This is a genomic window from Actinomadura sp. (assembly GCF_044508335.1).
Lineage (GTDB): Bacteria > Actinomycetota > Actinomycetes > Streptosporangiales > Streptosporangiaceae > Spirillospora.
In genome coordinates, this window is record NZ_JBIQHY010000033.1 from 37,239 (window position 1) to 49,048 (window position 11,810).

Here is an 11,810-nt window from a genome sequence, read left to right on the forward strand (position 1 = left end):
TCCGGCCGCGCGGCGCCCGCTCCGACACGGGCATGCTTACTTAAGTTAAGTAAGCATAGAGCGGTAGGGTTCGCGGCATGTCGCCAGGTCCGCCGCCGGACGCGGCCGACGCCGGGATCGCGGAGATCGAGCGGGCGCTCAGCCGCGTCGCGCACCTGCTCACCCGCGCCCGCCAGCACGACCGGACGGTCGTCGCCGCCGGCGTCCCCGTCGACCGCGCCGCCGTTCCGCTGCTGCGCGCGCTGGCCGACGGCGGCCCGATGCGCCCCGGCGAGCTGGCCGCCGCGCTGGCGGTGGAGGCGCCGCACGTCACGCGGCAGGTGCAGCGGCTGGAGCGGGCCGGCTACGTCGTGCAGGTGGCCGACCCGGACGACGGCCGCTGCCGGCGGGTCGCGCTCAGCGGGTCCGGGCGGGACGCGGTGGCGTCCATCCGGGCGTCCGGCCGGCGCTGGATCGCCGGGGCCCTGGCCGCCTGGCCGCCCGGCGACCGCGAGCGGCTGGCCCGGCTCGTGCACCGGATGGTCGACGACTTCGAGGCCCACGCGGACGCCGGGCGGCCGGGCGATGCCGGTTCCGGCCGGGACTGAACCGGTGGCGATTTCTGGTCGTTTGTGGTTTACGTGAGGTCAGTGGGTTTCTCCGGTCCGGGCCCCGGGCCGGATCCGGTTTTGCGCCGGGCCGCCGCGTCCCTAGGGTTGCCTTCCGTGGACCCCGTATCGGGCGAGCCCCGTCCGCACGACCCCCGCGTGGAATCCCCCCGCACGGCCTTTCGCGTCTCGGCCCGGAAAGGACGCTGATGCAGGTCGTCACCACCGCCGGACACGGTGGGCACGGCAAGTCGGCGCTGGTGCGCGCCCTCACCGGCAAGGAGCCGGGGGAGGCGGGCGCGTGGACGGAGCTGCCGTCCGGCCGCCGCGTGGCGTTCGTCGACGCGCCCGGCGGGGAGCGGTCCGTCCCCGCCATGCTCGCCGGCGCGGCCCCCGCGCCCGCCGCGCTGCTCGCCGTCGCCGCCGACGAGGGGTGGATGCCGCAGACCGCCGAGCACGTGGAGGCCCTCGGCGCGCTCGGGATCCGGGCCGGCGTCCTCGCGGTCACCAAATCCGACCTCGCCGACGCCCGGCCCGCGCTGCGCCAGGTGCGCGAGCGGCTCGCCGGCACCGCGCTGCGCGGCGTGGAGGCCGTCGCGGTCAGCGCCGCCACCGGCGCCGGGGTGGCGGAGCTGGCGGCCGCGCTCGACCGGCTCGCCGGGCGGCTGCCCGTCCCCGACCCCGCCGCGCCGGTGCGGCTGTGGGTCGACCACGCCTTCACCGCCGGGCGGCAGACCGTCGTCACCGGCACCCTCTCCGCCGGGACGGTCGCGGTGGGCGACGAGCTGCTGCTCATGCCCGCGGGGGAGCGCGTCCGCGTCCGCACGATCGGCTGCGCGGACGAGCCGTGCGAGACCGTCGGCGGCGTCTCCCGCGTCGTGCTGACGCTCCGCGACGCCGGGCGCGTCGACAGCGGCATGGCCCTCGTCACGCCCGGCGCCTGGACCCACACGACCTGCATCGACGTCCGCACCCGGTTCGGCGAGGCGTCCGGGCGGCTCGCGCGGCGGCTGACGCTGCACCTAGGCTCGGCCGCCGTCCCGGTGGGGCTGCGGCCGCTCGGCCCCGACACCGCCCGGCTGACCCTGAACACCCGGCTCGCCCTGCACCTCGGCGACACCGGCGTCCTGCGCGACCCGGCGCGCCGCTCCATCGCCGGGGTGAGCGTGCTGGACGTCCGGCCGCCGACGCTCGTGCGGCGCGGCGCGGGGGCGGCCCGCGCGCGGGAGCTGGCGTCCTGGCCGGACCGGCCGGACGGCACGATCGTGCTGCGCCGGCACGGGGTGCTGCGGCGCTCGGAGCTGTCGCTGATGGGCTGCGCGCCGCCGCCGGACGCCGTCGCGCTGAACGGCGAGTGGGTCGCCGACCCCGCGCACTGGTCGTCGCTGTTCGACCGGCTCGCCGAGGAGGCGTCCCGGCACGCCGCGGGCAGCCCGGACGCGCCCGGCATCCCGCTGGAGACCGTCCGGCTGCGGCTCGGCCTCCCGGCCCGGCAGCTCGTCACCGCGCTCGTCCGGCCGCCGCTGCGGGTGGACGCCGGCCGCGTCTACGGCCCCGCGCCCGACCCGCGGCCCGCGGCCCCCACCGCGATCGCCGCGACGCCGCCCCCGCCCTGGACTGGGGCCGTCGAGCGGCTCCGCGCCGACCTCGCCGACGCCCCCTTCGCCCCGCCCTCGGCCGGCCGCCTCGGCGAGCTCGGCCTCACCGGCGACCGGCTGTCGGCCGCCGAGCGGGCCGGCGCGGTCCTGCGCATCCCCGAGGACGGCGGCGACATCGTCCTGCTGCCGGGCGCCGACCGGGCGGCGCTGCGCGTCCTGGACGGGCTGCCGCAGCCGTTCACGCCCGGCCAGGCCGCCGAGGCGCTGGGCACCGACCGCCGCGTCGCCGTCGCGCTGCTGCGCCACCTGGACCGGCTCGGCCTCACCGAACGCCGCCGCACCGGGCGGCCGTGACCCCTCCGGGCGGGAAAACCGGTTGAACGGCGGCCGGTGGTTCTGGCCTCATGGATCGCGGTCCGGTCCCCGTCGATCAAGGAGAGGGCATGCCGTACCAGACGCTCAAGGGCGGCCGCGTCCCGATCCGGATGTGGACCGACCCCGCCACCGTCGACGACGTCGCGCTCGACCAGCTCCGCAACGTCTCCTCCCTGCCGTGGGTGGAGGGCCTCGCGGTCATGCCCGACGTCCACTACGGCAAGGGCGCCACCGTGGGCTCCGTCATCGCGATGCGGAACGCGGTGTCGCCGGCGGCCGTCGGCGTCGACATCGGCTGCGGGATGACCGCGGTCAAGTCGTCCCTCACGGTCGAGGACCTGCCGGACGACCTGGCCGGCATCAGGCACCGGCTGGAGAAGGCGATCCCCGTGGGGCGCGGCTCCCACAAGAGCCCCGTCGACCCGTCCGCGCTGCCGAACCTGAATGAGCGCGGCTGGTACGAGTTCTGGAAGCGGTTCGACGACCTGCACCCGGCGGTGCGGGCCCGCCTCGGCCGCGCCCGCCGGCAGATGGGCACGCTCGGCGGCGGCAACCACTTCCTGGAGCTGTGCGCCGACGATGACGGCGCGATCTGGCTCGTGCTGCACTCCGGTTCGCGCAACATCGGCAACGAGCTCGCCGAGCACCACATCGAGGCCGCCCGCAAGCTCCCCCACAACCAGGATCTTCCGGACGGCGACCTCGCGGTGTTCATCTCCGGCACCCCCAAGATGGACGCCTACCGCCACGACCTGTTCTGGGCGCAGGAGTACGCGCGCCGCAACCGCGCCGTCATGATGGCGCTCGCGCAGAACGTGGTGACGAGGCGGTTCGGCGAGAAGCGCTGCCGCTGGGGCCAGGTGATCTCCTGCCACCACAACTACGTGGCGGAGGAGGAGTACGGCGGCGAGGAGCTGCTCGTCACCCGCAAGGGCGCGATCCGCGCGGGCCGCGGCGACCTCGGGATCATCCCCGGCTCGATGGCGACCGGCACCTACATCGTCCGCGGCCTCGGCAACGAGACCGCGTACAACTCCGCGTCCCACGGCGCGGGCCGCCGGATGAGCCGCGGCGAGGCCCGCAAGAGCTTCACCGTGGACGACCTGGTCGAGCAGACGCGCGGCGTCGAGTGCCGCAAGGACGGCGGCGTCGTCGACGAGATCCCCGGCGCCTACAAGGACCTGGAGACGGTGATCGCCGCCCAGTCCGACCTGGTCGAGGTCGTGGCGCACCTCCGCCAGCTCATCTGCGTGAAGGGCTGACGGGGACCGTCCGGCGGCGGGGCCGCGCCGCCGGACGGCCGCGCTCGGCCGGGGACGCGGTCAGTCGTTGACGCGGTCAGCCGAGGACGCGGTCGATGAAGGCGGTCACGTCGGCGAGGACCTCGTCGCGGTTGGTCTCGTTGAAGACCTCGTGGCGGGCACCGGGGTAGATGCGCTCGGTGAGGTCCTCGCCGCGGATCGCCTCGATGCCGGTGCGGGTGTCCTCCGGGCGCACGAGCTCGTCGGCCTCCCCGTGGACGTAGAAGGCGGGGAGCGCGCCCAGGGACCCGTGGTCGCTGACGCGGCGCAGGGCCGCGTCGAGGGCCTCGATGGTCTTCTTCTTGAACGGCCCGTGCCAGACGAGCGGGTCTTCGCCGTAGGCCTTGCCGACGGCCGGGTCGCGGGAGAGCGTGGACGTGTCGATCGGCGCGTCGGGCATCTCGTCCAGGGCGAGGAGCTCGTCGACGGCGTGCCAGCGGCCGAGCACCGGGCCGGACAGGACGAGGGCCGCGATGCCGCTTCCGTGCAGCTGGGCGTAGCGGGCGGCGATCAGGCCGCCCATCGAGTGGCCGATCATGACGACGGGCAGGCCCGGGTGGTCGCCGCGCGCCGACTCCACGACCGTGTGGACGTCGGCGACGACGTCCTCGAAGTCCTCGATCAGGACCCGGTCGCCGGCGGAGCGGCCGTGGCCCATGTGGTCGGGCCCGCACACGACGGCGCCGTGCCGGACGAGGACGTCCGCGACGTGGTCGTACCGCCCGAGGTGCTCGCCGTAGCCGTGCACGAGCACGGCGATGTAGCGAGGATCACCGTCCGCCCAGATCCGGGCGGTGACCGCGCCCCGCGTCCCCGCGAACTCCCACTCGCGAACCGTTGCCACCGCGTCCTCCCTGTCGCACCCTGGAACGTCACCGTCCAACGAGATGCGACGAATCGTCAACCACCGCAATAGGCTGGTGTGACCGACCGCAATCCCCGGCGGGCCGCGAGGGCGGGCCGCCGGTCAGCAGGAAGGGGCGCCCGTGCTGGTCGACAGCTTCGGCCGTACCGCGACGGACCTGCGGGTCTCGCTCACCGACCGGTGCAATCTGCGGTGCTCGTACTGCATGCCCCCGGAGGGCCTGGACTGGCTGCCCAAGCCGGAACTGCTCACCGACGACGAGGTGGTCCGCCTGGTGGGCCTCGCCGTCCGGGACCTGGGGATCACCGAGGTCCGCTACACCGGCGGCGAGCCGCTGCTGCGGCGCGGGCTCCCCGGCATCGTGCGGCGGACGGCGGAGCTGTCGCCGCGCCCGCAGATCTCGCTCACCACGAACGGCATCGGCCTCGACCGGCTGGCCGCGCCGCTGGCCGAGGCGGGCCTCGACCGGGTGAACGTCTCCCTCGACACACTCGACCGCGACACGTTCAAGCGGCTCGCGCACCGCGACCGGCTGGACGACGTGCTGGCCGGGCTCGCCGCGGCGCGGGACGCCGGGCTGGAGCCGGTGAAGGTCAACGCGGTGCTGATGCGCGGGATCAACGACCACGAGGCCGTCCCCCTGCTGCGGTACTGCCTGGAGCGCGGCTACCGGCTGCGGTTCATCGAGCAGATGCCGCTGGACGCCCAGCACGGCTGGACCCGCGAGAACATGATCACCGCGGACGAGATCCTGGAGCGGCTGTCCGCCGAGTTCGACCTCGCCCCCGACGCCGCGCACGACCGGGGCAGCGCGCCCGCCGAGTCGTTCCTGGTCGGCGGCGGCCCCGAGACCGTCGGGGTGATCGGGTCGGTGACCCGGCCGTTCTGCGGCGCCTGCGACCGGGTGCGGCTCACCGCCGACGGGCAGATCCGCAACTGCCTGTTCGCCACCGAGGAGACCAACCTGCGCGACGCGCTGCGCGGCGGCGCCACCGACACCGAGCTGGCCGACCGGTGGCGCAAGGCGGTGTGGGCCAAGCGCGCCGGGCACGGCATCGACGACCCGTCGTTCCTGCAGCCCGCCCGGCCCATGTCGGCGATCGGCGGCTGAGTGGAGTTCGACGCCGTCCTGCTGGCCGGCGGGCGGGCCCGCAGGTTCGGCGCCGACAAGCCCGCCGCGCCGGTGGGCGGCCGCGCGCTGATCGAGTGGACGGCCGCCGCCGCGGCGCGGGCGTCCCGGCTGATCGTGGTGGGGCCGCGGCGGGACGTCCTGCCGGGCGCCGTCGTCGTCCGCGAGGACCCGCCCGGCGCCGGGCCGGTGCCCGCGCTGCGCGCCGGGCTCGCCGAGGTCCGGGCGCCCCGGCTGGCGCTGCTGGCCGCCGACATGCCGTTCCTGCGCCCCGCGCACCTCGCCCGGCTGCTGGACGCGATGGGGGAGCGCCCCGGCGCCGTGCTGCTGGACGGGGAGGGCCGCGAGCAGTGGCTCGCCGGCTGCTGGCGGGCCGCCGCCCTGCGGGAGGCGCTGGACGGCTACCGCGGCGCGTCCCTGCGCGGCCTGCTCGGCCCCCTGGACCCGGTGGCCGTCGCGGTCCCGGCGGGCGCCCGCCCGGCCTGGTACGACTGCGACACCCCCGAGGAGCTCGCCGCCGCCGAGCGCCTGCTTTGATCGGGGGAGAGCGGGCAGAGTTGCCTGGACCACGTGCGAAAGGGGTACCCATGCCGGTGCTGGAGGACTGGATCAAGGCGGCCTGCGTCGAACTGGGCCTGGAACGCGGCGACATCGACCAGAGCCTCATCCTCGATCTCGCCCGCGACGTCGCGCACGGGGTCGCGCGGCCCGGGGCGCCGCTGACGGCGTACCTGCTCGGCCTCGCCGTCGGCCGCGGCGCGCCCGCGCGGGACGCCGCCGCCCGGCTCACCGAGATGGCCGAGGGCTGGCGGGACCGGACGCCCGAGGTGCCGGGGCCGGCCGGCGAGCCCGTCCTCGGCGAGGCCTAGCCCCCGGCCGGGGGCGCGTCGCGGTCGGCGAAGGGCACGACGTCCTTCAGGAAGTCGCGGCGGGACAGGAACTCCGACAGGCTCTCGCGGTGCTCGTCGCAGGCCAGCCAGATCTTCCGCCGGTCCGGCGTGTGGATCTTCGGGTTGTTCCAGCGCAGTGCCCACACGGCGGCGGCGCGGCAGCCCCTGGCGGAGCACAGCGGTTCGTCGGGGCCGGTCCCCGGAGCGGAGTCGGTCATCCGGCAACTGTGGCACAGCCGTCCCGGCGGGAGCGTTCCCGCCCCGTGTTTCATCCCGGCGATCACCGGAGAGGAGCCCGCCGTGCAGCCGGAGCCCGCGGACACCGCCGAGCGCCGCCGGGACGCGGCCCGCCGCTGGCGGGCGCTGTCGGTCTGCCTCGTCGCGGCCTTCATGACGCTGCTGGACGTCAGCATCGTCAACGTGGCGCTCCCGTCGATCAGGGCGGACCTGCGCGCCTCGGACGCGCAGCTGCAGTGGATCCTGTCGGGGTACGCGCTGACGTTCGGGCTCGTCCTGGTCCCGGCGGGGCGGCTCGGCGACGCCCGCAGCCGCCGCGCGGTGTTCATGTCCGGCCTCGCGCTGTTCACGGCGGCGAGCGCCGCGGCCGGGATCGCGCCGACGGTCCTGCTGCTCGTCCTGGCCCGGCTCGTCCAGGGCGTCGCGGGCGGCATCCTCAACCCGCAGGTCGCGGGCCTCATCCAGCAGCTGTTCCAGGGCGCCGAGCGGGGCCGGGCGTTCGGCGCGCTCGGCGCCGTCATCGGGATCGCCACCGCCGTGGGGCCGCTGCTCGGCGGCGGGCTGATCGCGCTCGGCGGGTCCGCGGACGGCTGGCGGTGGGTGTTCTACGTCAACGTCCCCGTCGGGATCGCGGCGCTGTTCCTGGCCTGGCGGATGCTGCCCGCCCCCGTCTACGGCGAACGGCAGGGCCTCGACCCGTTCGGCGTGCTGCTGCTCGGCGCCGGCGTCGTGTGCGTGCTGCTGCCGTTCGTGCAGGAGCAGCAGTGGCGCACCGGCCTCAAGTGGCTGCTGCTCCTCGCGGGCGCCGCGCTGCTCGCCGTGTTCGTCGCCTGGGAGCGCCGCGCGGGGGCGCCGATGGTCGACCTGGAGCTGTTCCGGCTCCGCTCCTACTCGCTCGGGTCGGCGATCGCGCTGCTGTACTTCGCCGGGTTCACCGCGATCTTCTTCATCTTCACCCTCTACCTGCAGAACGGCCTGGACTACAGCGCGCTCGGCGCCGGCCTCGCGATCACGCCGTTCGCGGTCGGGTCCGGGTGCGCCTCGGCGGTCGGCGGCCGGATCGTGTCGCGCTACGGGCGCCCGCTCGTCGCCGCCGGGCTGGTCCTGGTGCTGATCGGGCTCGGCGCCGCGTGGGTGGCGGTGGAGCTGCGGCCGGGCAGCGGCGTGGCCTGGGCGACGGCGGCGCCGCTGCTGGTCGCGGGGCTCGGCAGCGGCCTGGTCATCGCGCCCAACCAGACGCTGACGCTGTCGGAGGTCCGCTACACCGAGGGCGGCAGCGCGGCGGGCGTCCTGCAGACCGGGCAGCGGGTCGGCACCGCGATGGGCGTCGCCGCCGTCGGTGCGGTGTTCTTCTCCGCCGTGGCCGGCACCCGCGGGGACTGGGCGGCCGCGTTCCGGCACGGGCTGATCGTCATCGCGGGGTTCGTGCTGGCGGCGCTGGCGGCGGCCGTCGCCGACCTTTTCGCGGGCCGCCGCCGGCGCCGCCGCTGAGCCCGCCCCCCGGCGCCGCGCGTCAGCGCCGCCGGGCGGCGCGCACGGCCAGGGCGAGCGCGGCGGCCCCGCCCGCGGCGGCGGCGCCCAGGATCAGGTTCTGCCGCCGGATCCGGGCCGGGATCTCCGCGTACGGCAGCGTCGAGAACGACACCAGCTCGTAGCGGGAGACGTAGCGCCCGGCGAGGCGCCGCTCCAGCGCGTGCGTCGCGGCCTGCTTCGCCCGGTACACCGGGGACGACACCCGGTCGCGCATCTCGATGAAGTTGTCGAGCGCCATCTCGGCGATCGCGTCGGTGTTGGCCTTGCGCCGCTCCTGGTAGAGCGACAGGGCGCGCCGCCAGTCGCCGCCCGCCTCGGTGAGGCAGGCGTCGATCTCGATGCAGTCCTCGAACGCGCAATTGGCGCCCTGCCCGAAGAACGGCACGATCGCGTGCGCGGCGTCGCCGAGCAGCGCCACGGTCGCGCCGGCGCCGTACCGGGTCCACGGCCAGGCCCGGACCGTCACCAGCGACCCGACCGGGTTGTTCGCGTAGTCGTCGGTGAGGCCGGGCATCAGGTCCACGACGTCCGGATAGTGCTCCTCGAAGTAGGCGGTGACCTTCCCGGGCGTGTCGAGCGCGTCGAAGTCGCCCTTCGGCCAGAACAGCGTGCAGGTGAACGACCGGTCGAGGTTCGGCAGCGCGATCATCATGGAGGTGCCGCGCGGCCAGATGTGCAGCGCGTCCGGGTCGAGCGCGAACTCCCCGTCCCGGGGCGGGACGGTCAGCTCCTTGTACCCGTGCTCCAGGAAGTCGGCGTCGTGGTCGAAGCCGAGGGACCGGCGGACCGCGCTGTAGGCGCCGTCCCCGGCCAGGACGACGCCGGCGGGCTCGGGGTCCGCGTCCTCGAACAGCAGCGCCCCGGCGTCGGCGTCCACCCCCGTGACGCGCCGGGAGAACCGGAGCGTGACGCCGGGCGTGGCCTCGGCGGTGTCCAGCAGCGACTGGTTCAGCTGGGCGCGGCCGATGGAGTTGATGGCGAGCTCGCCGTCCGCGCTGTAGGGCTGGAAGTTCTGCGCGCCCGGCAGCGGGTGCACCATCCGCCCGTGCATGGGCAGCGCCTGCTTGAGGGACTCCTCGCGCAGCCCGACCTGCTCCAGCGCGGCGAGCCCGCGGGCGGAGATCGCCAGGTTGATCGAGCGGCCGCGCTCGGCGCCCGCGACGCGCGGGTCGGGGCGCCGCTCGTACACCGTGACCGGGATGCCGCGGCGGCCCAGCAGCACCGCGAGCAGGCAGCCCGCGAGGCCGGCCCCGACGATCGCGACCCGCTCGCCGCCGGCCGCCCCGCCGGCCGCCCCGTCAGCCGCCCCGTCAGCCGCCATGGACGGGCGCCTCCTCGGTCTGGGAGCGGACCTCCCACAGGTCCGGGAACGCGGGGGCGAACAGCGTCCGGCGCAGGTAGTCGGCGCCCGCCGACCCGCCGGTGCCGAGCTTCGCCCCGATCGTCCGCTCGACCATCTTCAGGTGCCGGTAGCGCCACTCCTGGACGCCCTCGTCCATGTCGACGAGCGCCTCGCAGACCTCGGCGGCCGGGCCGGACTCGTCGGCGTAGACGGCGAGCAGCGCCTTCTGCACGCCGGGGTCGGGCTCCCACGGCTCGGACGTGTCCCGCTCCAGGGCCTCGCGCGGGACGGGGAACCCGTGGCCGTCCAGGTAGCGCAGCAGCGAGTCGAACATCGACGGGCGGGACACCGCGGCGCGGAGCCGCTCGTCGTCGCGCAGCACCGACGCGGGGAAGGCGCGCCGCCCGAGGACGGCCTCGATCTCGCGGAACTGCTCGCTCTGGAACCCGCTGGAGCTGCCGAGGACGTTGCGGAAGGCGGCGAACTGCCGGGGCGTCATCGTCTCCAGCACGTCCAGCTGCCCGACCACGGTCTTGAGGATCTTGGTGATCCGGCGCGCGGTGGCGAGGGAGCCGGCGCTGTTGCCGTCCTCCAGCCGGCGCTGCAGCAGCGCCGCCTCGTGCAGGATCTGCTTGAACCACAGCTCGTAGACCTGGTGGATGATCACGAACAGCAGCTCGTCGTGGGCGCGGGTCTTCGGCTCCTGGCAGGACAGAAGATCATCGAGCCGCAGATAGCCGCCGTACGTCATTGTCGGCGAATCCGTCATCAATGCCTCCTTGCGACATAACGGATGTGAGCCGCAGCATAAGGGATCGTGATTACCAGGGATTTCGTGGGGCTGCCGTCGCCGCCGGCCGGCCGGGCGGGCGCGGGCGGCCACCCGTGCCAGGGCGTCTACCACCGGCCCGCCGGGAGGCGGCCGAGGACGGCGTTCATCGCGACCCACTACAACGTCGACTTCTCCGAGCACTACCTCGCCGAGCACCTGGCCGCGCGCGGGTACGGCTTCCTCGGCTGGAACACCCGGTTCCGCGGCGACGAGGCGCACTTCCTGCTCGACCACGCCCTCGCCGACATCGGCACCGGCGTGCGGTGGCTGCGCGAGGAGGCCGGCGCCGAGCGGGTCGTGCTGCTCGGCAACTCCGGCGGCGGCTCCCTCATGGCCGCCTACCAGTCCCAGGCCGTCGAGCCGAACGTCACGCCGGTCGCCGGGATGCGCCCGGTCCCGGCCATCGAGGACCTGCCGGCCGGGGACCTGTTCATCGCCCTCGCCGCGCACTCGGGCCGCCCCGAGGTCCTCACGGCCTGGATGGACCCGTCCGTGACGGACGAGACCGACGCCCTGTCCGCCGACCCGTCCCTGGACCCGTTCGACCCCGGGAACGGCCCGCCCTTCGACCCGGAGTTCCAGGCCCGCTACCGCGCCGCCCAGCGCGCCCGCAACGAGCGCATCACCGACTGGGTCCTGGCCCGGCTGGACGCGCTGGAGGGCACCCGCGCCCGCGACGCCCTGTTCACCGTGCACCGCACCTGGGCCGACCTGCGCATGATCGACCCGTCGATCGAGCCGTCCGACCGCGAACCCGGCCGCTGCTACCTGGGCGACCCCGCCAAGGCCAACTACGGCGTGTTCGGCATCGGCTCCCTGTGCACGCTGCGCACCTGGCTGTCGATGTGGAGCCTGCGCACCTCGCAGTGCGCCGCCGCGCCGCACCTCGCGCGGATCACCGTCCCGTCCCTGGTGGTGCACGCGACCGCCGACGAGTGCGTCTACGACAGCGACGCCCGCGCGATCTTCGGCGCCCTCGCCGCCCGGGACAAGACCCTCGAATTCATCAAGGACAGCCACTACCTGCCCGGATCGCGCCCGCAGGCCGCCGACCTGATCGACGCGTGGGTGCGCGAGCGCTGACCCGCCGCACCCGCGGCCCACCGCGGGCGCGGCTCACC

General features: G+C 75.4%; 12 protein-coding genes. 8 read left to right on the top strand and 4 right to left on the bottom strand.

The window, feature by feature from the left end; translation table 11 throughout:
• The first annotated feature begins 77 nt into the window (after positions 1–77).
• From ACIWVC_RS14500 to ACIWVC_RS14510, 3 genes are all read left to right on the top strand, one after another.
• Positions 78–587, top strand: a complete 510-nt coding sequence (locus tag ACIWVC_RS14500; RefSeq protein ID WP_396448713.1) for a MarR family winged helix-turn-helix transcriptional regulator — start codon at positions 78–80, stop codon at positions 585–587.
• A 209-nt stretch (positions 588–796) separates the two neighbouring features.
• Positions 797–2,539, top strand: a complete 1,743-nt coding sequence (locus ACIWVC_RS14505) for a SelB C-terminal domain-containing protein (protein WP_396448714.1) — start codon at positions 797–799, stop codon at positions 2,537–2,539.
• 89 nt (positions 2,540–2,628) lie between these two features.
• A complete protein-coding gene (locus ACIWVC_RS14510; RefSeq protein ID WP_396454215.1) occupies positions 2,629–3,822 on the top strand; it encodes an RtcB family protein in 1,194 nt (397 codons plus the stop codon).
• 76 nt (positions 3,823–3,898) lie between these two features.
• Here the strand turns inward: ACIWVC_RS14510 and ACIWVC_RS14515 are convergent, their stop codons facing one another.
• Positions 3,899–4,705, bottom strand: a complete 807-nt coding sequence (locus ACIWVC_RS14515; protein ID WP_396448717.1) for a lysophospholipase — start codon at positions 4,703–4,705, stop codon at positions 3,899–3,901.
• Positions 4,706–4,847: 142 nt separating this feature from the next.
• On the opposite strand from ACIWVC_RS14515, the gene moaA reads away from it, so the two are divergent.
• Genes moaA through ACIWVC_RS14530 form a run of 3 tightly spaced genes read left to right on the top strand, consistent with a single transcriptional unit; the run spans position 4,848 to position 6,724 of the window.
• The gene (gene moaA, locus ACIWVC_RS14520) at positions 4,848–5,837 is read left to right on the top strand and encodes a GTP 3',8-cyclase MoaA (RefSeq protein ID WP_396454216.1); all 990 of its coding nucleotides are present in this window, start codon (positions 4,848–4,850) and stop codon (positions 5,835–5,837) included.
• Positions 5,838–6,392: a molybdenum cofactor guanylyltransferase gene (locus ACIWVC_RS14525; RefSeq protein WP_396454217.1), complete on the top strand. Its 555-nt coding sequence runs from the start codon at positions 5,838–5,840 to the stop codon at positions 6,390–6,392.
• A gap of 50 nt (positions 6,393–6,442) precedes the next feature.
• Positions 6,443–6,724: a DUF6457 domain-containing protein gene (locus tag ACIWVC_RS14530; RefSeq protein ID WP_396448720.1), complete on the top strand. Its 282-nt coding sequence runs from the start codon at positions 6,443–6,445 to the stop codon at positions 6,722–6,724.
• Here ACIWVC_RS14530 and ACIWVC_RS14535 read toward each other — a convergent pair.
• Positions 6,721–6,963: a hypothetical protein gene (locus tag ACIWVC_RS14535; RefSeq protein ID WP_396448722.1), complete on the bottom strand. Its 243-nt coding sequence runs from the start codon at positions 6,961–6,963 to the stop codon at positions 6,721–6,723. The two genes, ACIWVC_RS14530 and ACIWVC_RS14535, sit on opposite strands and share 4 nt — an antisense overlap.
• An 82-nt stretch (positions 6,964–7,045) precedes the next feature.
• Here ACIWVC_RS14535 and ACIWVC_RS14540 point away from each other — a divergent pair, with 82 nt between their 5' ends.
• Positions 7,046–8,473, top strand: coding sequence for an MFS transporter (locus ACIWVC_RS14540; protein ID WP_396454218.1), 1,428 nt, complete (start codon positions 7,046–7,048; stop codon positions 8,471–8,473).
• A 22-nt stretch (positions 8,474–8,495) separates the two neighbouring features.
• Here ACIWVC_RS14540 and ACIWVC_RS14545 read toward each other — a convergent pair whose 3' ends face one another.
• Together ACIWVC_RS14545 and ACIWVC_RS14550 are read right to left on the bottom strand one after the other, a co-directional pair.
• Positions 8,496–9,836, bottom strand: a complete 1,341-nt coding sequence (locus ACIWVC_RS14545) for an FAD-dependent oxidoreductase (protein WP_396454219.1) — start codon at positions 9,834–9,836, stop codon at positions 8,496–8,498.
• Complete coding sequence (locus tag ACIWVC_RS14550) at positions 9,826–10,626, bottom strand: tryptophan 2,3-dioxygenase (protein ID WP_396452228.1); 801 nt, start codon at positions 10,624–10,626, stop codon at positions 9,826–9,828. The genes ACIWVC_RS14545 and ACIWVC_RS14550 overlap by 11 nt, the downstream gene beginning before the upstream one ends.
• 48 nt (positions 10,627–10,674) lie before the next feature.
• Between ACIWVC_RS14550 and ACIWVC_RS14555 the strand changes: the two genes are divergently transcribed.
• A complete protein-coding gene (locus ACIWVC_RS14555) occupies positions 10,675–11,772 on the top strand; it encodes an alpha/beta hydrolase (protein ID WP_396452226.1) in 1,098 nt (365 codons plus the stop codon).
• The last annotated feature ends 38 nt before the right edge of the window (positions 11,773–11,810 follow it).

Excerpts from the sequence above, each read along its gene's own strand:
- ACIWVC_RS14510 (WP_396454215.1), top strand. The coding sequence starts at position 2,629 with ATGCCGTACCAGACGCTCAAGGGCGGCCGCGTCCCGATCCGGATGTGG.
- ACIWVC_RS14535 (WP_396448722.1), bottom strand. The coding sequence starts at position 6,963 with ATGACCGACTCCGCTCCGGGGACCGGCCCCGACGAACCGCTGTGCTCC.
- ACIWVC_RS14550 (WP_396452228.1), bottom strand. The coding sequence starts at position 10,626 with ATGACGGATTCGCCGACAATGACGTACGGCGGCTATCTGCGGCTCGAT.
- ACIWVC_RS14545 (WP_396454219.1), bottom strand. The coding sequence starts at position 9,836 with ATGGCGGCTGACGGGGCGGCTGACGGGGCGGCCGGCGGGGCGGCCGGC.
- ACIWVC_RS14530 (WP_396448720.1), top strand. The coding sequence starts at position 6,443 with ATGCCGGTGCTGGAGGACTGGATCAAGGCGGCCTGCGTCGAACTGGGC.
- ACIWVC_RS14505 (WP_396448714.1), top strand. The coding sequence starts at position 797 with ATGCAGGTCGTCACCACCGCCGGACACGGTGGGCACGGCAAGTCGGCG.
- ACIWVC_RS14500 (WP_396448713.1), top strand. The coding sequence starts at position 78 with ATGTCGCCAGGTCCGCCGCCGGACGCGGCCGACGCCGGGATCGCGGAG.